The following is a 25,834-nucleotide window of genomic DNA, read 5'->3' as shown; positions in this document are numbered from 1 at the left end:
TGTTGCATATGGGTTTTCGTCATATTGTTGCTCTTGCTGTTGTAACTCTTGTTCTTCGTATTGTTCTGTGTATCTCTGTTCTTGTTGTTGAGGATACAATGGTTGCCTTGGATAAGGCGGTTGATTATTATAGAACATGTTTATTCCTCCTTCATGATGATGCCTACCACCTAGTGTATGGGCGGACAAGAAAATATGTGATGAAAAAATGCGGGCGTGTTACAATAAGTAACTGGGTGAAGATAAAATGACAAAACAAGAAAAAATTCAAAAAACAATTACTTTTGTAAAACATATTTTAGAAAAAGATGCGAGTGGGCATGATTGGTATCATATTGAACGTGTACATAAAATGGCGATTTCTTTATCTGAGCAAGAAGGTGGAAATCGTTTTATAATTGAAATGGCAGCATTACTTCACGATGTGGCAGATGAAAAGCTAAATGAAAGTGAAGAAGCAGGAATGAAAAAAGTTTCTGATTGGTTAGAAGAGCTACGTGTTGAAGAAGAGGAAAGTAAACATATTCTTCATATCATCGCCAATATGTCTTATAAAGGTGGCCATGGCGGCACAGTAGAGTCACTTGAAGGGAAAATTGTTCAAGATGCGGATCGTTTAGATGCTCTTGGTGCAATAGGAATTGCTCGTACATTTGCATATGGCGGGGCGAAAGGGAGATTAATGTATGACCCAACTATTCCACCGCGTGAAGAAATGACGAAAGAAGAGTATAGAAAAAATAATGATCCATCTTTAAATCATTTTTATGAAAAACTTTTGAAATTAAAAGATTTAATGAATACGAATGCAGCAAAACAAGAGGCTGAAATTCGTCATCTTTATATGGAACAGTTTATTGAACAATTTATGAAAGAGTGGAATGCACAAATATGAAAATGTTAACTGTGGAGAACTTATCAAAATCATATGGAGAAAAGCCGTTATTTGATGGATTATCATGTAGTATTACAGAAGGACAACGTGTCGGAATTATTGGTGTAAACGGAACAGGTAAATCGACATTATTAAAAATTATTGCGGGATTAGAAACTCCTGATACAGGTGATATGACGCATTCACGAGGGTATACAATTAGTTATTTATCACAGCAACCAGAGTTTGATGAAAAACTGACAGTATTAGAGCAAGTGTTCCATGGCGATACACCTTTAATTCGTCTTCTTCGTGATTATGAAAAAGCACTATTAAATATTGAAAAAGATCCAAGTAATGAAAAAGTACAGGAACAATTATTTGCAGTGCAGCAACGTATGGATGCAATGAGTGCATGGGAAGCAAATGCAAATGCGAAATCTCTTTTAACGAAATTAGGAATTACGGACTTCACTGCAATTGTTGGGAATTTATCTGGTGGACAGAAAAAACGTATCGCAATGGCACAATGTTTTATTGAAACACCAGATTTATTAATTTTAGACGAGCCTACGAACCATCTTGACCACGAGACAGTTGAATGGTTAGAAGAATATTTAGCGAGATATACAGGTTCGGTATTACTTGTAACCCATGATCGTTATTTCTTAGATCGTGTGACGAATCGTATTTTTGAATTAGATAATGGTAAACTATATAGCTACGAAGGAAACTATAGTACATTTTTAGAAGCGAAAGCACTTCGTGAAGAGCAAGAATTGGCACAAGAATCGAAACGCCAAAATTTATATCGTCGTGAACTTGCTTGGATTCGTCGTGGTGCAAAAGCCCGTTCTACGAAACAAAAGGCGCGTATTCAGCGTTTTGATGAGCTAAAGGCACAAGAAGGACCAGCTGCAAAACAGTCAGTTGATATTGCACTAAGCGGAAGTCGTCTAGGAAAGAAAGTACTTGAGTTAAAAGATGTAACGAAAAAATTTGGCGATAAGACGGTATTACATAATTTTAATCATATTGTGAAACCGGGTGATCGTATCGGAATTATTGGGGCGAATGGAAGTGGAAAATCTTCCCTATTAAATATGCTTGCAGGTAAGTTATCTCCTGATAGTGGTGAAGTGGAAGTAGGACAAACTGTAAAAGTTGCTTATTATACGCAAGAAAATGAAGAGATGAATTTAAATCAGCGTATGATTGAATACATTAAAGAGATTGCAGAAGTTATTCATACGACAGATGGAAAAGTAATTGGTGCATCTCAAATGTTAGAACGTTTCTTATTCCCGACGCATTCACATGGTACACCACTTGGTAAACTATCTGGTGGTGAAAGAAGACGTTTATATTTATTACGTATTTTAATGGGAGAACCAAACGTACTTTTACTTGATGAACCTACGAACGATCTAGATACACAAACATTAACAGTACTAGAAGATTATTTAGAAGATTTCCCAGGTGTCGTTTTAACTGTATCGCATGACCGTTACTTCTTAGATAAAGTAGTAGATGAACTGTTCATCTTTACTGGCGGAGGCGAAGTGCGTGAGTTTCTAGGTAGTTATACAGATTATTTAGAAATGGAAAAGACGAGAGAACTTATGGAGAAAGCGGAAGTTCAAAAAGAGAAAAAAGTTGTAGAAGAAGCTCCAAAACAACAACGTAAACGTAAACTTTCATACAATGAACAGCGTGAATGGGAAACGATTGAAGATACAATTGCCGAACTTGAAGAGAAAATTGAGTCAATTGGAGAAGAACTTGCGAAAGTTGGATCTGACTTCACAAAGGCACAAGAATTATCTGAAGCACAGCAGAAAACAGAAGAAGAGCTAGAAAAAAAGATGGAAAGATGGAGTGAACTATCAGACATCGTTGAAGGATTAAAATAAAAACAAGCTGCATATATTGAAAAGTAAAGAGAAAAACTTTACACTATTGGTAGAACCTATTTTAGGAGGGAAAAAATGAGAACATCTAATCCAATGTTGAAAAAAGAGGCATTCCGTAAAGAGGGAGCAAGTGCTTCTGCGATGACGATTGGCGGAACAGTAGGCAAAACGTTCATTATGCTTATCTTGCTACTTGCAACGTCTGTCTATTCATACATACAGATGATGCAGGGGACGATGAAGATGCCAGTATTAATTGGTGCTTTAATCGTTGCGGCAATCATCGCATTTGCGTCTATGTTCTTCCCGCGTATTTCACCTTTTGGTGCACCAATCTATGCAGCGGTAGAAGGGGTTGTGTTAGGAAGTATTTCAGCAGTTTATACAATGAAATTTGGCGATTCTATCGTTTTAAATGCTGTATTACTAACAATCTCAATTCTATTTGCAATGTTAGTGTTATATGCAACACGCGTAGTAAAAGTAACGGATAAATTCCGTACAGGCGTGATGGCAGCAACACTTGGAATTATGGTTATGTATTTAGTCGTATTTCTACTAAATATGTTTGGTGTAACTGTTCCATACATTCACCAAGGTGGTACAATCGGTATTATTATTAGTGCAGTTGTTATTGTAGTTGCTGCATTAAACTTATTACTAGATTTCGATTTAATCGAAAATGGTGTACGTAGTCAAGCTCCGAAATATATGGAGTGGTATACTGCGATGGGACTAATGCTTACATTAGTTTGGTTATACTTAGAAATTCTTCGTTTCGTTTCTTACTTTACGAAAAATGACTAATAAAAAAAACCTGCATGAAAAATGCAGGTTTTTTTTATTTTCAAAGATATATTGAACGTATGGTATAATATGGATGTTATCAACTTGAATGGAAGGAGATGGAATATGATGAAAGAGAAGAAGGGGATTATGAAAAAACTATTTTCTAAAAGTTTTTTCATAGAACTAGATGAAGCTTTAACGTATCCATCATCTGAAGTTATTACTTCAGCGATTGAAGGATATGCAACTGAATGCAATGAAAGACTAAAATTTGAGAGTAAAGTTAAACCGATTACTTTTTACTTAGAAAATGTAATGTACCGTGCTGAAATAAAGATGGCTCGCGGAGGATATTACATATCTTGTACTGAAGTGTAATAAATTTTGAAACCATACATGTTTGAACTATGTATGGTTTCTTTTTTTGTTTTGTAAGGTCTAAAATAATACTTTTTACTTACGGATATATCATTTTGTGCTTTTTACTATTCAAATACTTCTCCTTACAATGAAGAAAAATATGTGAGGTGGTATAACTTATGATGAATCGAGTTGTATTAATCGGTAGATTGACAAAGGAGCCAGAATTATACTACACAAAACAAGGCGTTGCTTATGCAAGAATATGTATTGCGGTGAATAGAGGATTTCGAAATAGTTTAGGTGAACAACAAGTCGATTTTATTAATTGTGTCGTTTGGCGCAAATCGGCTGAGAATGTAACTGAATATTGTAAGAAGGGGTCGCTCGTTGGGATTACAGGGCGTATTCAGACTAGTAATTACGATGATGAACAAGGCAAGAGAATATATAGAACTGAAGTTGTGATTGAGAGTATTACCTTTTTGGAGAGAAGGCGGGAGGGGGCATCGTAATAAAAGGTAATTTGAAGTAATAGCTTCGGAAAAAAATTGTGGAAAGTATTTTAATAAACTTAAAGAGGGGATACCCCAGCTTTTTTGAAAAAACAAGTAAAGAGTATACAAAGTTTTATAACGTTTTTTGGCTAATCCAGTAACAAACGAGAACCGTAAAACCCATCACAGGATAGGAATGTATAAAAAGATGAATCGAGTGATAGAAAATAAAAAAAGGATTCCTTCTGAGAGTAAGGAATCCTCCTTTTTGTTGCTACCGATAACGAAAATTATGTAAATAAGCTATCCATATGGATAGCTTAATATATTTTTTTGCTTAGCGTGTGTTTTTTTTTTTAATACTGGTGGTACCTCAAGAAATGGATAAAAAATAAAAATCATCGGAAACGAAAGCTTTTAAAATCCCGTTCCTAATTTAAAATGTAAAAAGAATGAAATAGTATGGTAGCGGGAAGAAAGTAGTAAAATTAAGCATCCGAGTAGGAGTATAGAGTGATAACATGTTACAATACAGCTAAGAACATGCAATAAAGGAGAGTTTTTTACGTGAAGATTAAAGCAATTGAACCGACGCCAAGTCCAAATACAATGAAAGTTATTTTGAATGAAGTATTACCATCAGGAGCGCGTAATAATTATACAAATGAAAATAAAGAACAAGCACCAATGCAAGTGCAAGAAATTTTGAAAATTGAAGGCATTAAAGGTGTATATCATGTAGCCGACTTTTTAGCAGTGGAGCGAAATGCGAAGTATGACTGGAAAGTTTTATTACAACAAGTTCGTGCTGTTTTCGGCGAAGAAGTATTGGAAGAAAGTGAAGAACAACAACTTGCTCATTTTGGAGAAGTGAAAGTGTTTGTTCAAATGTTCTTTACAATTCCAATGCAAGTAAAGTTAACAGATGGAACGACGGAAGAACGTGTTGGCTTACCAGATCGTTTCAAAGAATCAATTATGAAAGTACAAATGTCTGCACCAAACGTTGTAAAAGAGCGTAAATGGGTAGAACAAAGTACACGTTACGGTAATTTTGAAGAAATTGGGAAAGAAGTAGTGGAAGAGATTGTTGCTGCTTATTCAGAAGAACGTGTAAATGAAACGGTTAAAGAATTATTAAATCAAGCAGGTGCTGTTGAAGTAACGATTCAAAAGCGTGAGCCATATAAAGTAACAGAAGAGATGATGAAAGATTCTGACTGGAAAAACCGTTTTGCAGCATTAGAACAAATGGATCCTACTGAAGAAGATATTCCAGTGTTGAAGATGGCGTTAGATGATGAAAAAGTTTCAATACGCCGCTTAGCAACAGCGTATTTAGGTATGGTAAAAGGTGATGAAGTATTACCGTTATTATATAAAGCGTTGTTAGATCGCTCTGTAAGTGTTCGCCGTACTGCAGGAGATTGTTTATCAGATGTAGGTGATCCGGCAGCGATGTTCGTTATGATTAAATCTCTGAAAGATCCAAGTAAATTAGTACGCTGGCGTGCAGCGATGTTCTTATTTGAACTTGGAGATGAAAGTGCGATTCCAGCATTAAAAGCAGCGCAAGATGATCCAGAGTTTGAAGTAGCCATGCAAGCACGTCTAGCATTAGAGCGTATTGAAGGCGGAGAAGAAGCAAAAGGTTCTGTATGGAAACAAATGACGGAGTCTCGTAAAGGGGAATAATGTATGATTGTTTTCTATGATAGTTGGTGTCCGATGTGTACGGCCGTTGCAGAACGTACGAAAAAATTAGATAAAAAGGGTAAGATGAAATTTGTTTCATTTCGAAATGAAGATGTAGTTGAGAAGTATGAACTTTCTCAAGAACTACAAAGTAAGATGGAACAAAGATTGTATATTTTAAAAAATAATAAGTGGTATGACGGTATTCAGAGCATACATGTATTAGCAAAGGCCGTTCCATCTTATTGGTTTGCAGTTCCTTTTATAAAGCTATCTATCGTACTTGGTTTTGGAAGTAAAGTATACGATTATATCGCTAATAATAGAAAACTTGTTCCAGTGGGGCATTGCCGCGGTGGGGTTTGTGAAATCCCTACAAAAAAATGAAATCATCGTTATCTTTCTTTTGCACCTATTAATAGAGCGTGATATGATGAATTTGGAATGAAAGTTGAAGGAGAGATTACAAGATGTCAAATGCTTATGAAGAATACATGCGCCAAATGGTAATCCCAATGCGCCAAGAGTTAGTGCGTTCTGGGTTTGAAGAGTTAACTACAGAAGAAGCTGTAACAGAATTTATGGAAAATACATCAGGTACAACTTTAGTAGTTGTAAACTCTGTTTGTGGTTGTGCAGCTGGTTTAGCACGTCCATCAGCAGGTCAAGCGGTTGTTCGTGCTGAAAAACAACCTGATCATCTTGTAACTGTATTCGCAGGTCAAGATAAAGATGCTACTGCAAAAATGCGTGAATACTTCGGAGAAATTCCTCCATCTTCACCATCTATGGCATTATTAAAAGGAAAAGAAGTTGTTCACTTCATTCACCGTCATGAAATTGAAGGTGCAACTATGGACGAAATTATTACGAACTTAGAACAAGCTTTCGAAAAGAATTGCTAAAGAAGGGGGAGAGTAAATCTCCCTCTTTTCTTTATATAGAGGTGAAACAATGATCGTAACAACAGCAGGAAGAACGAACAAAGAAATGACAGATTATGCAAACGAGGTAGCAGCAGAATTAAATGCTTCTTTCGTTAAACGTAATGACATACCAGTACATAAGCTACATGAGCAGTATGAACAAGATGTGCTTGTCGTAGGGAAGAACCGATTAGCTATTTATCCAAAAGGTACGGAAGAATCGTTTTTCTTTCATCCGAACTCAGCGATGTTTCGTGTGAAAAGGTTAATGCGTGGAGAACACGATCCGTTTGTACAAGCCATGCAATTAGAGAGAGGAATGACAGTGTTAGATTGTACGCTCGGGATGGCATCAGATAGTATTGTAGCTAGTTATGTTGTTGGGGAAAGCGGAAAAGTAACAGGACTTGAAGGCAATGAGTATATGGCTTATATTATGGAAAATGGTTTGAAAACATGGTCTTCATCCGTTTCTGAAATTGATGAAGCAATGCAAAGAATCCAAGTAAAGCAAACGGAGCATTTTTCATTTTTAGCGCAATGTGAAGACAATAGTTACGATGTCGTTTACCTTGATCCGATGTTTGAAGAAACTGTCATAGAATCCGATGGAATTAAAGGATTAAAACACTTCGCTTTGTATCATGATATTACTGACGAAACAATTGCGGAGGCAAAACGAGTGGCGAGAAAACGTGTCGTTTTAAAAGATCATTTTCGTAGTTCTAGATTTGAAAAACACAATTTTTATGTATACAAAAGAAAAAGTGCTAAGTTTCACTTTGGTGTAATTGACCCTTGCTAATTGTTTGAAAAGATGTATAATAAGCAATAATTAATTAAATATACTGTCTGTGATGAAGAGAGTAGTCTTTTTTAGAAGGAAAGCGAGCTAGGGATGGTGTGAGCCTAGTACGGAAGAAAAAGATGAAGCGCACTTCGGAGATGCTTCTTGAACGAATAGTAGAGAAAGCCGAGGCCCCCTGTCCTCGTTATAAACGGGAAAGTGGTTCGTAACGAACAACAAGGGTGGTACCACGGGTTAAAACTCGTCTCTTTTTTAGAGACGAGTTTTTTGTGTTTTAAAAAATAAGGAGGTTGTATCATGGATTATAAAATGCAGTTTGCGGAAAGTTTATCCAATATTTTCACGAATGAATTAACGCAAAAACAAATTTTAGATTTAATTGAAACACCGAAACAAGATGAATTTGGAGATGCAGCGTTCCCATGCTTTTCATTAGCGAAGCAATATAAAAAAGCACCAGCTCTTATCGCAAAGGAAGTTGCTGAGAAATTCAATGATCCGTTTTTTACGAAAGTAGAAGCCGTTGGTCCTTATGTAAATGTATTTTTCAATCGTGAAACTGTAAGTGATGCAGTATTAAAAACAGTTTTAGCGGAGAAAGAAGAGTTCGGTCAAAACCACTTTGGCTGTGAAAAAACAGTAGTAATTGATTATTCCTCTCCTAATATCGCGAAACCTTTTTCGATGGGGCATTTACGTTCTACAATGATAGGAAATTCGCTGAAACATATCGCTGAAAAATGTGGCTATGAAGTTGTAGGGATTAATTATATAGGAGATTGGGGAACACAGTTTGGAAAGTTAATTACGGCTTATAAAAAATGGGGAAATGAAGCAGTAGTTAAAGAAGATCCAATACGTGAGCTATTTAAGTTATATGTCCAATTCCATGAAGAGGTAAAAGACGACGAAGAACTAGAAGAAGAAGGACGTGCTTGGTTTAAGAAACTAGAAGAAGGTGATGAAGAAGCGGTAGAACTTTGGAATTGGTTCCGTCATGAGTCCCTTAAAGAATTTTCTCGCATTTATGAACTTCTCGGCGTAGAATTTACTAATTTTCAGGGAGAAGCATTTTATAATAATTTAATGGAAGATTTTATTGGGATTTTAGAAGAACATGAGTTGCTTGAAGAATCAGAAGGTGCATTAGTCGTTAATTTAGAAGAAGAAGGAATGCCGCCTTGCTTAATTAGAAAATCAGATGGTGCGACGATTTATGCAACGCGTGACTTAACGGCAGCTTTATATCGTCAAAACACTTATGGGTTTGATAAAGCGCTATATGTTGTTGGTCCAGAACAAAGTTTACATTTCAATCAATTTTTCACCGTATTAAAAAAACTTGGCTATACTTGGGTTGATGGTATGGAACACGTACCGTTTGGCTTCATTTTAAAAGATGGTAAGAAAATGTCGACACGTAAAGGAAGAGTTATTTTACTTGAAGAAGTACTCGAAGAAGCAATCGAACTTGCAAAACAAAATATTGAAGAGAAAAATCCAAACTTAAAACAAAAAGAAGTAGTAGCAAAGCAAGTCGGTGTTGGTGCAGTCATCTTCCACGATTTAAAAAATGAGCGTATGCACAATATTGAATTCTCATTAGAAAACATGCTGAAATTTGAAGGAGAAACAGGCCCGTACGTACAGTACACACATGCACGTGCTTGTTCTATTTTAAGAAAAGAAAGTGTAGAATTTGAAACATGTACATTTGCTTTAAAAGACGATCATAGCTGGAGTGTCGTAAAATTACTAAATAAATTCCCGCAAATAATTGGAGCAGCTTTCAATAAAAATGAGCCATCGATTATTTCAAAATATATATTAGATGTAGCACAATCATTCAATAAATATTACGGTAATGTTCGTATATTAGAAGAGAGCAAAGAAAAAGATAGCAGACTCGCATTGGTTTATGCTGTGACGGTTGTATTAAAAGAAGGATTACGTTTACTTGGGGTGGAGGCACCTGAGGAGATGTAACATAGTAGTAAACTGACAAACTGGGTCTAGTATAAACCTGGTTTGTTTTTTTATTGGATATATATTTTTTTTGCAAAATTAATTAAAATCTTTTTAGAGAGGGGGAGTCATATTGATTCGAACTTTTATTTTACAAATTCCTTGTCATAGAAGATTAGATAGGAGTTTTTTTAAACTACAAAAGTACATACCTTTATGTGCGCGTTGTACAGGCATGCTTATTGGTATTTTAATGTTTCCAATTTATTTTTATATGACACCTTCATTTCTTTTGGCAATCATACTATCATTTTTCGCTCAAATTCCGTTACTTATCGATGGGTTCACTCAAAAGTGGAAATGGAGAAGTAGCTCAAATTTGCTAAGAATAACTACTGGTGTATTAAGCGGTAATGGTATGGGATTATTCATTTCCTCTAGTGTTATATGGATATTATCTTAAGATATATAGTAATGGAGGTATTTACATAGATGTTCTGGATTTACTTAATTCTAATTTTTATTTCAGGCGGAAGTGGAATTGGTTTTATGACTCAAAATAAGTATACAGAAGCAATAATAGCTTTTGTTATTTGTATACTATTGTTTGGGCTACTGTATTATTATCTTAAAAGAAACAAAAGAAAGAGAAAAGCAGATTGTGACGATTTAGACTGTACGGATTGTTTTGATTGTGATTGTACTTGTTAAATTTTTCTTCCAAATAAAAAGCTAGTGTATTATTAAAAATACACTAGCTTTTTTGCTTTGAAATTTTAAGAAAAGTGTAGGAATACGGCTATTATATAGAGAACTTTAGTTTTGTATATAAAAGGAGGCGTTAGATGTTGGAAACGTATGATTGGAACAATAAACTAACATATTTAAAAAACACGAGAGATTTATATTACAACGACGATTATGTAAGCTTTTTAGTAAATACAGTTTGGAAGATTACTAAGCCTGTACATATGGTTGATTACGGTTGTGGATATGGTTATTTAGGGTTAGTATTAATGCCATTACTCCCAGAAGGTTCAAAGTATACAGGTATTGATAGTGGAGAAACATTATTAGCTGAAGCCAGAGAGTTGTTTCGTTTACTTCCGTATGATTCAGAATTTCTTGAAGGAGATGCTACAGAAATTGAACTGAACGATAAATACGATATAGCAATCTGTCATGCTTTCTTATTACATATGACTACTCCAGAAACAATGCTACAAAAAATGATACATTCAGTTAAAAAGGGTGGAAAAATAATCTGTTTTGAACCACATTGGATTTCTAATATGGCTTCTTATTTACTAGATGGGGAGAAACAATCGGAATTTATTCAGCTAGGTGTTTTGCAGAAATTATTTGAAAGTGATACGCAAAGAAATGGTAAAGATGGCAATATAGGCATGAAAATACCGATATATTTAAGTGAATTAGGTGTGAAAAATATTGAATGTAGAGTAAGCGATAAAGTGAACTTTTTAGATTCAAATATGCATCACAATGATAAAAACGATTTGTATCAATCATTAAAAGAAGAGGGGATTGCAGGTGATCCGAGTGATAAGCAACAATTTGTAGAACGTTTAATAGCCAGAGGATTAACATATGATAATGCGCTAGCTCAATATGAAGCTGAACTACGATTTTTCAAGGCATTTCATCTTCATTCTTCTTTAGTATATGCTCCGAATATGAAAATTACATTTGGTGAAATAGAATGTTGAAAGATAGTGATTTATTAAGGATTGCTACCTTCAATATATGGAACCATAATAGTCTTTGGTTGGAGAGATTAGAAGTTATTTGTGAGGAAATTTGAATTATTTCTCCACATATTCTTGCTCTACAGGAGGTTAGAAGTTGTGTTAATTTGAATTCAAAGAAAAATGTTGCACAGTATATAGCGGGTCAAATAGAGTATCCGTTTTGTATATTTAAGGAGTTCCCTGATTTAATGAATGAGAAAAATGTCATTTTTTGTTGGTAAGTCGATATTCACCGTATAATCGCTGATATATCTTGAAAATCGCCGATATAATTTCATGTGCTGTTTTTAACTGACAAAAGATAGGATACACATGTTACGTTATTCTATATAATCAAACAAAATACAGAGAAAAACAATCATTTTTACTATGTTTTGTTATAAATTTGAATAATATTAATTAATACCATCCATTTTAAGAGATTTTAGTTGAATACATACTATATGGTGTGTAAAATCTAAGCAAGTAGCAGTTTAAATATAAATTCGAGGTGAATGCATGCTAGATTTTAAGCAATTAGAAACTTGTTTAAAAGACAAGAGATTTGTAGATGGATTACAGGAAATAAATAATGAAATTGCATATATAAAAGAAACGAATACTTTATCCTATGTGAAGAATTGGCTTGCCAATATTCCTTCGCATAAGGAGTTCGATATATTAATTCGCCTTACTGATGAAGGGCTTATGCACCAATACAGTTCATTCCTCATTCGTTACGCTTATAAAAAATTCCCAAATATGAGAACGCTCTCTTTATATTGTGATGAGTTAATTGATGAGCGGAAAATTCTTGAAGCAGAGCAGCTGTTAAAAGAAACTTTAGAAGAGAGTAATAAAGAAGAAATAGATGCAGATTTTTTAGCGAAAACATATTTTACGTTAGTACGATGTCTTTTAGAAATGAAACGAAACGAAGAAGCGTTAATGTATATGCAAAAAGCAGAGGAGTACAGTGCACGCGCAGTGTTTGATAAATGGGGCTACGTTTATATGCATACAGGTGAATGGGAGAAAGCGGAAGAACAATTTATTGCTGGCATGCAGCATGAAGATTGTGAAGAGTTATCTACCTATTTATTATCACAATTGTATGCGAATAAAGGAGAACAAAAACGCGCGATACAGTTAATCGATGATGCAATTGTAAAATTCCCACAAGTACCATATTTTCATTTTGAGAAGATAAAGTATTTATTAGATTTAGAGCAATATGAAGAGATGTTAGCGGTAATAGATAACATAAATACTCAGCTGCCATATCATGCCTATAATACTTACTTTGTACATTTACGTGCAGAAGCACTGTACAAAATGAATAAATTTGCAGATTTACAAAAACTATTAAAAGAAGAAAAGAGTTTAAAAGAATCTTTATATCATAATTTAGAAAAAAATCCGGATGGAAAAAAGGTTCACTTGCCGATAGTTCCTATTGTACAAAAGGATAATTATTGTGTTCCGACAAGTTTAGAGATGATGTTGCGTATATGGGGAGAGAAACGTACACAAGATGAAATAGCAGAGTTTATTTTTGATATGACAGGTTCGAAGTTTTCAGATACTGTTTCTTATTTAGAAGAATTAGGTTATGAATATCGTTATTTTAAAGGGAATGAAGAGAATTATAAGAGACTGATTGACGAAGGAATTCCTGTTTTATTAAGTATAGATATTGAGCATGCTTCACACGTACAAGTTCTATCTGGATATGATGATACATTGCAAGCTTTCTATGTTCAAGATCCAAACTTTATAGAACCAGTTCTTGTGGAATATAGTAAATTACAAGAAAAATATCGTTATACAGGCTGTTTAGCAATCACGTTTGTTCCGAAAGAAAAGAAGGAGCAACTAGCGTTTCTAAGTGAAGAAGAAAATCGTTATTTTAAATCTATTTTTTCTCTTACGGATCATTTAGATGAACATGACAAAGAGGGAATTAGTAACTTAGTACAATTTTTAAAAGAAACGAGTGATAATCCAAATACGTGGTTATATACGATAAAGCACTTAGATGTTGAAGTAGATAAAGAATTTATTTTATATTGTATCGATAAGTTAATGGAAAAGTTTCCGAACTCGGACTTTGTTAAATTGCATGGTGCACAGTGTTTTATTCGTCTTCAAGAAGTAGAGAAAGCGGAGCAAATGCTGACAAGCGTTGAGAAGAAAAATAATCGTGCTTTATATCATTTAATAAACGGAAGATATGCTTTTGAGCAGGAAAGTTATCTAGAAGCGATTTCAAGCTTTCGTTCATCGTTACAATTAGACGCAGATCAGCCTATTGCTTGGAGTTTTCTCGCTTTATCCTATATGTATATTGATCAATCTGAAAAAGCATTGCAATACTCTCAAGTTGCGTTAGAGCGTAGTCCTGAAAGGTTCACTTTAACAAATCACGGTTTAATATTAATAGATTTAGAAAGATATGAAGAAGCATATGAAATCTTTAATGACTTGTTAAAAGAGTACAAATATGAAGCGCATGTATGGTATGAACGAGCGAGATGTGCACATCAACTAGGGAAATTATATTTAGCAATAAAAGGGCTTAAAGTAGCGATTCATTTGGATAGTAATGCACCTTACATTTATACGAAACTCTCGGAAATATACGAATCTGATTTGAAGGATGAGGAAAGTGCGAAAGAAATTTTATTAAATGGTATTGAGAATTGTGATGATAAAGCACCTCTTTACGTAAAATTAGGTGATTATCATTTTCAAAATGATAGCTTGGAAGAAGCAGAAGTATTGTATAAGCGTGCTTTAGAAGAAAATGATGAGGATGTTTATTCTCACTTCGGACTTACACAAGTTTATATGGCAAGAGAACAATATAAGGAAGCAAAAGAATATATTCTTGGTCTTGAGAAGCAAATTGAAAAGAGCCAAGATTTCCTCATGAATGCAGGAATGGTTTTATGGGATGCTGAAATTGAACTTGGTGGAAATGAAGAAGGGTTTAAAGTAGCACTATCTAAGTTAGAAAATGGTATAAAGAAAAGTGATTATAATGTAGCAAGTGCGTTAGATGAATATGTGAATCGAATTAAAGGAACGGAATTTGTACAACGAGGTATAGCATTTTTAAGAACGTTACACAAAGAAAGAAATGAAGTAAGTGAGTACGGTTGTTATGCAGGTATTTTATATGAATCTATTGGACAGTACGGCCAAGCGATGAAAAGATATAATAAGGCGATAGAACAAATGGAAACGGCATTACCGTATTACCGAATTGGTGAAACACTTATGGCATTAGGGCAATTGACGGAAGCAAAACAAGCGTATGAAACATGTTTAGAGCTTGATGGGAATTTCGTAGGTGTACATTTACAGCTTGCGGAAATATACGAAAAAGAAGAAAACCGTTCTAAAGAACAAAGTCATATGGTTCAGGCGATGAAAGAAGAGCCGTTGCATATTAATATGGAATATTTAGCACAGCTTTCAGTAAAAATGAACCTTCAGGAAGAACTACTGATTGAACTAGAACAATTAGCGGACGAAGTACCTGAAATATGGCGTTTAGATGCGATTGCATATGTGTACGGAGCGATGAATGAAATAGATAAAGAACAAGCACAGATTGAATACGCGCTACAATTAGATGGTGAGCATATAGAAGTACTCTATCATTATGCAAAAGTATTAGTGAAAAAAAGAAATGTAAAAGCAATTGAAGTTGCAATGAAAGTAATACAAAAAGATTTTGATAATGAACGTATATTTGATGTTTATGTAAAAGCAGTAGAGCAACATAAAAAATTGTCTAACATACGAGATTTTCTTCATACGTTAAAGGTCAAAAAAGCAGAAAGAAGTACAGCATTCATGTATGCTGCAGCTGCGGTTACGGAAATATGGATTGAACGCCAGCTGCATGAACAGCCAAAACGATCTATCATTACGAGAGCTTTTTATCGTATGAAAAATCGTGCGAAAGAAATTTCAATGGTTACTATGATAATTGATTTATATGAAATCTCTTTAAAGTTAAATCCGAAAAATAGTATGGCAGCACAGCGATTTGCGCTATTTTATGAGAATGTAGAGATGAATAAAGAAGCAATAGAGATTCTGCACACGTCACTAGAAAATAAATGGGATTATGACGTAGCGAAGCAACTTGTAAATCTTTTCGTTGAGTGCGAGGAAGAAGATATGTTAAGAGATGCTTTGGAATTAACGAAACAAATGGTTCGAGAACTACCAGATGATTATGATACTCTTCTTCTGCAAGCACAAGTATTCTTTAAAGCAGGGGAAGAAAGAAAAGCAGAAAAGATTATCTTACAATTAACAGAGCAAACACCGTTTGTAAGTAGAGCATTTCTTGCTTTAGGAGAAATATATCAAAGTCAAGAAAGGTTTGAAGAGGCAATTCATGTATTAGAAAATGCTTCTATACATCATCCAAATGAAACAGCAATTCTTCTTTCTTTAGCATCTTCATATCATGGTGCCGGCCAAACGATACAGGCAGAAAAAATAACAAATGAAGTATTAATAATTGACGCGAGTGATTTGTTAGCAAGATATGATCGTGCTTGTTATTTAGCGCAGTTAAATAGAAATGAAGAGGCGAAGGAAGAGCTTGAATTTGTCCTTCGTGAGGATGAATCGGGATTCTTTACTGAACTTATTGAGGATGATGAAAATTTAGCAGCATTGCGAGAATTTGAAAAGTAATTGTATAAGAATAGGGAAAAAAGATAAGGATATATTTTGAATTAGTTGACAATTAGTTGCTAAATGGCATAAAATAACTTTTAACAAAGTATACAAATCTGAAGACGAGAAAGAGTAAAATAGTGAGCTGTTCTCCAGAGAGCCGGTATATTGCTGAAAGCCGGTGTGCAGACGTTATTTGAAAATCATCTCCGAGGAGCCGAGGCTGAAAGTAAGTAAGCCCGGACGGATGTCTACCGTTACAAAGAACACGTATGATAGTACGTTGCTAAGTGCTATTAGTGAAAAAGCTAATAGAATTAGGGTGGTATCGCGGGTAAACCCGTCCCTACTTTATAGGGACGGGTTTTTTGTGTGCTTTAAAATATTCAAAGGAGTGATTGTATATGGAAAAAGTAGATGTAAAAGAATCAGCTGTAGGAAGAGAAATGCGAATTCGCAAACAGTGGAACGAACAAAATATTTTCGAACAATCAATTCAGAATCGAGAAGGCGCACAGTCTTTCGTATTTTATGAAGGACCACCAACGGCGAACGGACTACCGCATGTAGGTCATGCACTTGGACGAACAATTAAAGATTTAGTAGCAAGATATAAAACGATGGCTGGTTATAAAGTGTTAAGAAAAGCGGGATGGGATACACATGGTTTACCTGTAGAATTAGGCGTTGAGAAGCAACTTGGTATTTCTGGTAAACATGAGATCGAAGAATATGGTATTGAACCATTTATTCAAAAGTGTAAAGAGAGTGTTTTCACATATGAGAAGCAGTGGCGTGAATTCACTGAAAGTATTGGTTATTGGGTAGATATGGATGATCCATATGTAACTTTAAAGAATCCATATATTGAAAGTGTATGGCATATTTTGGGGACAATCCATGAAAAAGGATTGTTATATAAAGGACATAGAGTTTCACCATACTGCCCAAGCTGCCAAACCTCATTGAGCTCACATGAGGTTGCACAAGGGTATAAAACAGTAAAAGATTTAAGTGCAACTGTGAAGTTTAAAGTGAAAGATAGTGAAAATGAGTATTTCTTAGGTTGGACAACGACACCTTGGACACTTCCAGCAAACGTTGCGCTTGCTGTCCATCCAAATATGGAATACGTTAAAGCAAAACAAGAAAGTCATGTATACATTGTTGCGAAAGAACGTGTACAAGAAGTATTAAAAGAGAATTATGAAGTATTATCTGTTCATAAAGGCGAAGAATTATTAAACACATCTTATACAGCGCCATTTCCGATGAAAGAAGTTACAAATGGTTACCGCGTTATTGCAGCAGATTTTGTAACGGGAGATAGTGGTACAGGACTTGTTCATATTGCTCCAGCATATGGAGAGGACGATTATAGAGTTGTTCAAAGTGAAGGATTGTCATTCTTGCACGTTGTAGATGAAAAAGGTGAGTATACAGAGGCAGTACCATTTTTGAAAGGGAAATTTGTAAAAGATTGTGACGTGGATATCGTTCGTTATTTAGCGAAGGAAGGTTTACTGTATCATAAAGAAAAATATGAACATAGCTATCCGCATTGCTGGCGTTGTGATTCACCACTACTTTATTATGCAGGAGAAAGTTGGTTAATCCGAACAACTGCAATTAAAGATACATTTTTACAAAATAATGATTCTGTTAATTGGTATCCGGATCATATGAAACATGGACGTTTTGGTAAGTTTTTAGAAAATATGGTAGATTGGAATATTAGCCGAAATAGATATTGGGGAACGCCATTGAATGTATGGGAATGTGAAAGTTGTGATCATCAGTTCGCACCGAAAAGCATTGCCGAATTAAGAAAGCATAGTACGAAAGAAACACCAGAAGATTTGGAATTGCATAAGCCTTATGTAGATGAAGTGCAAGTCTGCTGCGGGAAATGCGGAGGCACAATGAATCGTACACCAGAAGTGATTGATGTTTGGTTTGATAGTGGTTCTATGCCATTTGCACAATATCATTACCCATTTGAAAATAAAGAGTTATTTGAAGAGCAGTTTCCAGCGGATGTTATTGCAGAAGGAATTGATCAAACACGCGGCTGGTTTTATAGTTTATTAGCAGTATCAGCACTATATACAGGAAAAGTACCGTATAAACGAGTGTTATCACTAGGGCATGTTTTAGATGAAGAAGGGCAGAAAATGTCTAAAAGCAAAGGAAATGCACTAGATCCAGTTGATTTAGTAGATAAATTTGGTGCAGATGCGCTAAGATGGGCTTTACTTGTTGATAGTGCCCCGTGGAATGCGAAGCGTTTTTCTGAAAGAACAGTACTGGAAGCGAAATCTAAATTTGTAGATACATTAGTCAATGTGTATAGCTTCTACGTTTTATATGCAAATTTAGATGAGTATAATCCGAAAGAAACGTATGATGTAAAGCTTACAAAATTAGACGAATGGGTATTATCAAGATTGCATAGTACAACGAAAAAAGTGAGAACTGCACTTGATGATTATCAATTTACGAATGCAGCTCGTGAAATTGCAGCACTTGTAGATGAAGTGAGTAACTGGTATGTAAGACGCTCACGTAATCGTTTCTGGGAATCTGGTATGAACGCTGAGAAAGCAGCTGCGTATGAGACACTTCATGAAGTGCTTGTAACAATTAGTAAATTAATTGCACCATTTACACCGTTTGTCGCGGAAGACATTCATCTAAATTTAGAAGGAAGCAGCGTTCATTTAGCCGATTATCCAGTTGTAAATGAATCACTACTTCAACCAAAATTAGAAGCGGAAATGGATGCTGTTTTACAAGTTGTTGAACTTGGAAGAAGTAACCGTAATCAGCATTCTTTAAAAGTAAAACAGCCGCTAGCAGAACTTGTATTACTTGAGCATAACGAGAATGATATGGATTGGGAATCTTATCGTGATATCGTTATGGATGAGTTAAATGTAAAAGCATTCCATGTTGAACTCGATGAAACAAAATACACATCATATCAATTGAAGCTTAATTTTAAAACAGCGGGGCCGAAATTCGGTAAAAATGTGAATGCAGTGAATGGTTGGCTAAAACAATTATCACAAGAAGAAGTACAAAACTTTGTATCAACAGGAAGAGCAGTTTACGAAGCAACACCAGGAGAAGAAGTAGTTGTAACTGCTGAAGATGTGTTAGTTGAGAAAGTTGCAAAATCAGGATTCTCTAATACGACTAACGGACAATATACGGTTATGTTAGATACGAATGTAACGGAAGAATTGTTGCAAGAAGGAGTAGCGCGTGAATTCATTCGTGCGGTTCAAGAATATCGTAAACAGTTGAATTTACCAGTTAATTTACGAGTGGATGTTATTCTTGATACAGAAGTAGAGCTACAGCGAACGTTAACGAACCATAAAGATTTATTGGAAGAAAACTTACTCGTTAAACAATTTACATTTGGTCACTTAACGAACGAAGACGATGAACTTTCTTTAGGTGAAACGAAAGTTCGAATTAAATTAAGCGCGGCTCATTAAAGGAGAAGGAAGTTGGAATGATTCCAACTTCCTTTTTGTATGATGGAAATTTATCCGGCTAATTTCCTCATAATCCATTCGATAGGACCTCTAGAAAATTTCTTTCTCCATAACACACTAATTAAAATGCTGAAAATGAAAAATGCAGTAGCAAATAATAAAACGAATAGTAGTGATTGATTTTCCATTCTATTTAATAGAATTAATGTCCCAATACCGATAAATACATGACTGACATAATGAGTTAATGTTAATTGTCCTGTTTGTACAATGGAAGTGACAAACCAATTATTTCTATATTTTTCAGCGATATAGAGGCAAATGATTAATATAGCAATAGAGGATCCTGTAGCAGATAAAATATATAATACATTTGGTAAGATGGGTCCTGTATTAAATAAAAATGTGGCGGCCTCTCTGCCGATGTATGGAATAAAAAAGTGTGTAAGTCCTTTTGATAAAAGTTCTGTCAATATTGTGATTGTAATACCGAGTAAGAGTAATCTTTTTTTTATTTTTTTATTATGAAGATCTAACCTGCCAATTAACATACCGATTAAGAAGAACGAGAACCAAGGGAAAATAGGGTGATAGCCATTAAAGAATAAGTTGCGAAGAAAACCCTTTATTGTCCAGAAGTCTACATAATTTATAAATGGAGTTGGACCTACCCAACCCTCGAAAGTATTGAAAGTAAGCTGAAGAGATTGTGCGAACAATAAAATAATGATAGAAAGAAAAAGTAATAGTTTTTTGCGTACTGTCATGAGTAATGCAGCAACGAAAAGGTAAACACCATAGTAGTGTAATATATCCCCAGTCCACTCCATTACATATAGTAGTAATCCTAAAATAAATAAGAAAAGTGATCGTTTCCATATGGTCTTTCGGCTATTAGAAATTTTTATTTGTTCATTGCTAGCAACGGCTGACCTAGTCATTAAAGTTATACCGATGCCAGCAAGTATAACAAACAAAGCAGAGGCTCTACCTTCAAATAGTGACATGAAGGTTATTAAAAAAGGGGGACCATTTCCTTCTGCACCTGTTATCACCATGAAATTAACAAGTAGCATACCAAACATCGCCCAAGCTCTAGCAAAATCTAAGCCGATAATGCGTTTTTTTATATTCACTTCAACCCCTTCTTTCAAAAATGTTATTTACAGCTTCAATCCAAATTTGTTTATAATCTATCTTTGCATCAATCATCATAAAATTTCCGATATTATCAAGCACTAATGCTAACATATGAGCTTTTGAAACTAGATTTTTATTTTCAATTAATTGAAGTTCATTTGCTTTTGTAAGGAGTACTTCAAATCCATGTAAATATTCTGTTTGCACAGTTAGTAATCGATCTTTGTACATCTTGTTTCTTGAAGATAGTAATACATATTCTTGTAGCACTCGGTTAAAATAAGGGTCGTTTCGCTGTTCATCAATTATTTTAAGGCCAATTGCAATACATTTTTCAATAAAATTTGATTTTGTAAACTCTTCTGTATGGAAATACGAAGAGAACTGCATAGCTTTACATAATTCAGTAAAAATACATTCAATTAAAGCATCTTTAGACTTAAAGTAGTAATATATAGATGGTTTTGCGATACCAACCTCCTCACCAATCATCGTATAAGTTGTTTTAACAATACCGTACGTAGCAAAAAGGCGATAACTTGCTTCCATTATTGAAGAGAGTGTTTCTTCACTTTTACTCATATAGATCCTCCTAAAAAAAGGTTATTTAAATCGTATCATTTACAAGTGATTTTTTCAACCTACCGTTAGGTAAAAAATAGCCTATTTTTTTAAACAGTAATATAAAAAGCTTTAGGGATAAGGAATGGATTTAGAAATTTCTTTCTAAAGTATTGTGTTCACTTTACACATAAATATTGAGAAAATTTCACTTACCCTAAATGGAAAGGTAATAGAAGTGTTCATAGAGAATTACTCGTAGATTCAATTTTTATCCATCCGTTTTGCGGGGAATCATTGCCTAGTGGTAATGGGATAAGGTTGAGCTACTTTATTAGGGGGAGTGGTTCTATGTTTAATAAAAAAATGGTGGCAATGGCAATGACTGTGCCGTTAGTAATGGGGACAATTTCTACGGTTTCGGCATTGGAAAAACAACAGCAAGTAAAGTTAGAAGCTTATTCGCCACAGAAAAAAGCAACTGAATATTTAAAAGAAAATGCTGCGCAGTATGGATTGAAAACAGATCTTTCAGACTTGCAATATATTTCTACAACAGAAACGTCAGTAGCTTCATATGTTAGGTTCCAACAAGTTGTTAATGGCGCACCTGTATTTTCAAAACAAATAACAGTTACGCTTAACGGAGAGGGAAAGGGAGTACTCGCTGTTTCTGATTATCAGCCTGTTACAGGTGTGAAGGAAGTAACGACAAAAATTAGTGAAAAAGATGCAATACAAAAATCAATGGCGTATGTTGGAGAAGCAAGTGAGCAAAATTTATGGGCTCCTACAGATAAAGAGTTCGGATATATTGTTGAAGAAGGAATTGCTCGTCCAGTATATAAAGTTGTAGTCCATTCTAATAATCCATTTGGTGCATGGGAAACATTTATTGATGCAGAAAATGGAAAGTTAATTAAAAAGGTTGATATAAACCGAAAAGCTGAAGGGTCAGGAAAAGTATTTTTACCTAACCCAGTCGTATCTAGCGGTAGTAAAGTAGGCTTAAAAGATAATAACGATGCAGATTCAACAGCTCTAACGAACCAACTGAAAACTGTTACGTTAAAAGGTTTAGATGGAACAGGATTTTTAATTGGAGAATATGTAACGATTTCTTCAAAAGCGAAAACAAAATCTACGAATTTACAATTTAACTATACACGCGCAAATGATAGCTTTGAAGATGTTATGTCGTACTATCATATTGACACATTGCAACGTTACATTCAAAGTCTAGGTTTTAAAAATATTAATAACCGTTCGATAAAAGTGAATGTTAATGGTACAACTGATGATAACTCATTCTATTCTCCATCAACAAAAGCTTTGACTTTCGGTACTGGCGGTGTTGATGATGCAGAAGATGCTGGTATTATCGCACATGAATATGGGCATTCGATTCAAGATAACCAAGTTCCTGGCTTTGGTAGTTCAGCAGAAGGTGGAGCGATGGGAGAAGGATTTGGCGACTTCCTAGGTGCTACATATGAAGATGCAGTATCGACTACTGGATATGGTAAAGCATGTGTTGGAGAATGGGATGCGACAGCTTATTCTAGTTCAGATCCAACATGCTTACGCCGATTAGATACGAATAAAGTATATCCGAAAGATATAACGAATGAAGTGCATGATGATGGTGAAATTTGGGCTCAAGGCCAATACGAAATGGCACAAGCTTTTGGTCGTGATGTAGCAACAAAAATCATTTTACAATCACACTGGTCATTAACACCAAACTCTAAATTCAGTGATGGAGCGAAAGCGATTAAGCAAGCGGATGCTCTTTTATATGGCGGACAACATGCTGCTGATATCGATCGCATTTGGGCAGCGAGAGGCATTAGTACGAATTAATATAAAAAGTCGTGGCATTATAAGCCACGACTTTTTAATTTGCTTAAGAACTGGTACTAGTAAATAAAGCTATATCAATGATAGTGTGAATATATCCGTATCCCATTTACTTTTTGGATTCTTTAAAAACAAAATGCTCTTTAAATTTTCTAGATTCAACTTTTTGACCATTTCGCATCGATCGGAATGGGTGTTCTTGCCATGTAATAATAACATCAACTTCATCTGCTTTTGTAGCAACAGGTAAATTAGCGTGTTCAAATCCAGTTTTTCCACTTGCTAAACGACTTTCCTTTAGGGAAAAGAGTTCATATTTCGTTTTCTTATTTGGTTCGTTGCGGAATACTTCGACGTTTACGTTATATACCTCACTATTCCCAACATTCTTTACTGAAAAATGATATGTTTGAAATTCATCTTTTTTAGCTTGAAGCATATTCTTGTTTGTTTTTTTCGGTTTATCAATATTCACTTGCCATTGATCAGAGTTTTGAGAGATTGGTAAAGATTTTGGTGAATAGGCGTATGTTTCGTTTACTACAATTAGGCAAAACAATAGGAGAAAGAAACTAATTGCTTTTTGCATATACACACCTCGCTTTAAAATTTTTTATTAATATGCGTAAATGAATTGGGTTTTATGTAAAAAATGGAAAAATGTTAGAGGTGTAATTTTGGATTTAATACATAAGAATATGTATTACAAAATTAACTTTTCACAATTTAGAAGAAGTTAGGAGTTATAAAACCAGAATATTTCAAAAAAAGCTTGCGTTTTATAAGGTGAGGAGTTAGAATACTCTGTAAATATAAAAAGTGATGATCAGGAAAAGTACATGGTGCAAAGGTCTACAGAGAGCAGCCGATTGCTGGGAAGGTTGCGATACCGCATGATGGAAAGACACCTGTGAGTGTTGCTTTGAACGTGATTATTAGTAAAAGCAAACGGTACCTACCGTTATCAGGGCTAAGATGGTCAATATGACAATTTGGGTGGTACCGCGGAAAAAATCCGTCCCTATTTATAGGGGCGGATTTTTGTATTCTTTGAAAGGGGGTGAGTGACCGTGGATGATGACGATGACAACAATAACGTAAATAAATATAAAATTACTGGAGGGAAAAATAATGGATTCAATAATGAAGCGTTCACTCACAAAAGAATGTAAAAAGCAAAGTGGAAAGGTTGTATTACTTCAAGGATGGGTAAAAAAGATTCGACATCTTGGAAATGTTAGTTTTTTATTATTACGGGACAGAACAGGAGTAATTCAATGTGTATTAGAAAATGAATTGGCTGGATATAAAGTTGATGTAGAAAGTGTCGTCCACGTAATTGGTGAAATAGTTGAGACATCGAAAACAGAATTGGGTGTTGAAGTACTTGCTCATGAAGTGAAAGTAATAAACGGTGCAGAGCCACTTCCATTTGAAATAAATAAAAAGAAGTTACAAGTTGGCTTAGATCAACTACTTAATGAGCGAGTAATATCATTAAGGCATGAGCGAACCGCAGCGATTTTTAAAGTGAAATCTACACTCGTTCAGAGCTTTAGTGAATTTCTTATAGAGAACGATTTCACACGGATCTTTACGCCGAAAATTGTTTCGCAAGGGGCAGAAGGAGGAGCAAATGTTTTTAAGCTTCCATACTTCCAAAAAGAAGCTTATTTAGCACAATCACCACAGTTTTATAAGCAAATGATGGTGGCAGGTGGGTTAGAACGAGTTTTTGAAATTGCACCTGTATATAGAGCGGAACATCATAATTCTTCCCGTCATTTGAATGAATATATATCGTTAGACGTAGAACTTGGTTTTATTCATGATTTTTATGAAGTGATGCAACTAGAAACGGATGTTTTACGATATATGTTTCAACAAGTAGCGAAAAAATGTGAAATAGAACTACAACTATTACAAATAGAAGTACCTGTTATTACTGAAATACCTAAAATTACATTGTTAGAAGCACAAGAAATTTTGAAAAGTAAGTATCGTAAACAATCTCCTGTAGGGGATTTAGATACAGAAGGTGAAAAGTTACTAGGGAAATATGTAAAGGAAACATATAATAGTGAATTTGTTTTCATTACACATTATCCGAAAGAAGCGAGACCGATGTATACGATGCAAAATAAAGAGAATCCAGCTATTACTGATTCATTCGACTTATTATATAAAGGGCTAGAAATAACGTCAGGGGCACAGCGAATTCATAATTATGAATTGTTACTCGCTTCGTTTAAAGAAAAAGGATTACATCCAGAGAAATTTCAATCTTATTTAAATACATTCCGATATGGTTGTCCACCACATGGAGGTTTCGGAATTGGGTTAGAAAGGATTGTATATAAACTACTAGAATTAACAAATGTACGAGAGGCGAGTGCTTTTCCGAGAGATTGTACTCGTCTTATACCGTAAAAAGAATCTTCGCGATTATCGCGAAGATTCTTTTTTTATAGTTCGTTTGAAAAGGTGA

Annotated in this window: 20 protein-coding genes and 3 other annotated features; of the genes, 17 read left to right on the top strand and 3 right to left on the bottom strand. The window is 34.8% G+C overall.

The genetic code is table 11. From position 1 onward, the window contains the following. Positions 1-247: 247 nt before the first annotated feature. From MR107_RS23385 to ileS, 15 genes are all read left to right on the top strand, one after another. Positions 248-895 (top strand): HD domain-containing protein, encoded by a 648-nt coding sequence (locus MR107_RS23385; protein ID WP_000165965.1) that lies wholly within the window; start codon positions 248-250, stop codon positions 893-895. Further along, the gene (locus tag MR107_RS23380; RefSeq protein ID WP_000783169.1) at positions 892-2,787 is read left to right on the top strand and encodes an ABC-F family ATP-binding cassette domain-containing protein; all 1,896 of its coding nucleotides are present in this window, start codon (positions 892-894) and stop codon (positions 2,785-2,787) included. Before MR107_RS23385 ends, MR107_RS23380 begins: the two co-directional genes overlap by 4 nt. Positions 2,788-2,862: 75 nt before the next feature. Further along, entirely contained in the window at positions 2,863-3,594 is a 732-nt protein-coding gene (locus tag MR107_RS23375) for a Bax inhibitor-1/YccA family protein (RefSeq protein ID WP_001260655.1), read from the top strand. A 105-nt stretch (positions 3,595-3,699) separates the two neighbouring features. Next, positions 3,700-3,954, top strand: a complete 255-nt coding sequence (locus MR107_RS23370) for a DUF4318 domain-containing protein (protein WP_000975133.1) — start codon at positions 3,700-3,702, stop codon at positions 3,952-3,954. A gap of 161 nt (positions 3,955-4,115) precedes the next feature. Then, entirely contained in the window at positions 4,116-4,451 is a 336-nt protein-coding gene (locus MR107_RS23365) for a single-stranded DNA-binding protein (RefSeq protein ID WP_000982013.1), read from the top strand. A gap of 549 nt (positions 4,452-5,000) precedes the next feature. Next, positions 5,001-6,128, top strand: a complete 1,128-nt coding sequence (locus MR107_RS23360) for a conserved virulence factor C family protein (protein WP_000692564.1) — start codon at positions 5,001-5,003, stop codon at positions 6,126-6,128. 3 nt (positions 6,129-6,131) lie between these two features. Continuing rightward, the gene (locus tag MR107_RS23355) at positions 6,132-6,515 is read left to right on the top strand and encodes a thiol-disulfide oxidoreductase DCC family protein (RefSeq protein WP_060852175.1); all 384 of its coding nucleotides are present in this window, start codon (positions 6,132-6,134) and stop codon (positions 6,513-6,515) included. Positions 6,516-6,598: 83 nt separating this feature from the next. After that, the gene (locus tag MR107_RS23350) at positions 6,599-7,033 is read left to right on the top strand and encodes a BrxA/BrxB family bacilliredoxin (RefSeq protein ID WP_000063706.1); all 435 of its coding nucleotides are present in this window, start codon (positions 6,599-6,601) and stop codon (positions 7,031-7,033) included. A gap of 49 nt (positions 7,034-7,082) precedes the next feature. Continuing rightward, positions 7,083-7,859 (top strand): class I SAM-dependent methyltransferase, encoded by a 777-nt coding sequence (locus tag MR107_RS23345; RefSeq protein WP_000637456.1) that lies wholly within the window; start codon positions 7,083-7,085, stop codon positions 7,857-7,859. Between the two features lie 40 nt (positions 7,860-7,899). Next, positions 7,900-8,114, top strand: a binding site (T-box leader). A gap of 45 nt (positions 8,115-8,159) precedes the next feature. Further along, positions 8,160-9,848, top strand: coding sequence for an arginine--tRNA ligase (argS, locus tag MR107_RS23340; RefSeq protein ID WP_242292775.1), 1,689 nt, complete (start codon positions 8,160-8,162; stop codon positions 9,846-9,848). A 112-nt stretch (positions 9,849-9,960) separates the two neighbouring features. Next, entirely contained in the window at positions 9,961-10,290 is a 330-nt protein-coding gene (locus MR107_RS23335; RefSeq protein ID WP_000621475.1) for a DUF2085 domain-containing protein, read from the top strand. 29 nt (positions 10,291-10,319) lie between these two features. Beyond that, entirely contained in the window at positions 10,320-10,538 is a 219-nt protein-coding gene (locus MR107_RS23330) for a hypothetical protein (protein ID WP_000498604.1), read from the top strand. Positions 10,539-10,675: 137 nt separating this feature from the next. Further along, entirely contained in the window at positions 10,676-11,554 is an 879-nt protein-coding gene (locus MR107_RS23325; protein ID WP_242292776.1) for a class I SAM-dependent methyltransferase, read from the top strand. Positions 11,555-12,094: 540 nt separating this feature from the next. Next, on the top strand, positions 12,095-16,297 hold the full coding sequence (locus tag MR107_RS23320; protein WP_242292774.1) for a tetratricopeptide repeat protein: 4,203 nt from the start codon (positions 12,095-12,097) through the stop codon (positions 16,295-16,297). A gap of 92 nt (positions 16,298-16,389) precedes the next feature. Next, positions 16,390-16,630, top strand: a binding site (T-box leader). Positions 16,631-16,683: 53 nt separating this feature from the next. Then, entirely contained in the window at positions 16,684-19,785 is a 3,102-nt protein-coding gene (ileS, locus tag MR107_RS23315; RefSeq protein WP_242292773.1) for an isoleucine--tRNA ligase, read from the top strand. Positions 19,786-19,835: 50 nt separating this feature from the next. On the opposite strand, the gene MR107_RS23310 is transcribed toward ileS, so the two are convergent. Further along, on the bottom strand, positions 19,836-20,921 hold the full coding sequence (locus MR107_RS23310) for a DUF418 domain-containing protein (protein ID WP_001022158.1): 1,086 nt from the start codon (positions 20,919-20,921) through the stop codon (positions 19,836-19,838). A gap of 1 nt (position 20,922) precedes the next feature. Then, on the bottom strand, positions 20,923-21,507 hold the full coding sequence (locus MR107_RS23305; RefSeq protein ID WP_000045224.1) for a TetR/AcrR family transcriptional regulator: 585 nt from the start codon (positions 21,505-21,507) through the stop codon (positions 20,923-20,925). Positions 21,508-21,837: 330 nt separating this feature from the next. Here MR107_RS23305 and MR107_RS23300 point away from each other — a divergent pair, with 330 nt between their 5' ends. Further along, positions 21,838-23,349, top strand: a complete 1,512-nt coding sequence (locus MR107_RS23300; RefSeq protein WP_000482274.1) for a M36 family metallopeptidase — start codon at positions 21,838-21,840, stop codon at positions 23,347-23,349. 106 nt (positions 23,350-23,455) lie between these two features. On the opposite strand, the gene MR107_RS23295 is transcribed toward MR107_RS23300, so the two are convergent. Further along, on the bottom strand, positions 23,456-23,935 hold the full coding sequence (locus MR107_RS23295) for a hypothetical protein (protein ID WP_242292772.1): 480 nt from the start codon (positions 23,933-23,935) through the stop codon (positions 23,456-23,458). 224 nt (positions 23,936-24,159) lie between these two features. Further along, positions 24,160-24,372 (top strand) — a binding site (T-box leader). Between the two features lie 105 nt (positions 24,373-24,477). Between MR107_RS23295 and aspS the strand changes: the two genes are divergently transcribed. Further along, positions 24,478-25,776 (top strand): aspartate--tRNA(Asn) ligase, encoded by a 1,299-nt coding sequence (gene aspS / locus MR107_RS23290; protein WP_074553691.1) that lies wholly within the window; start codon positions 24,478-24,480, stop codon positions 25,774-25,776. Positions 25,777-25,834: the final 58 nt, after the last annotated feature.

Source organism: Bacillus cereus group sp. BfR-BA-01441 (assembly GCF_022663075.1).
Lineage (GTDB): Bacteria > Bacillota > Bacilli > Bacillales > Bacillaceae_G > Bacillus_A > Bacillus_A cereus.
Note: the sequence above shows the minus strand (reverse complement) of the source record. Positions and strands in the feature narration are given on the sequence as shown.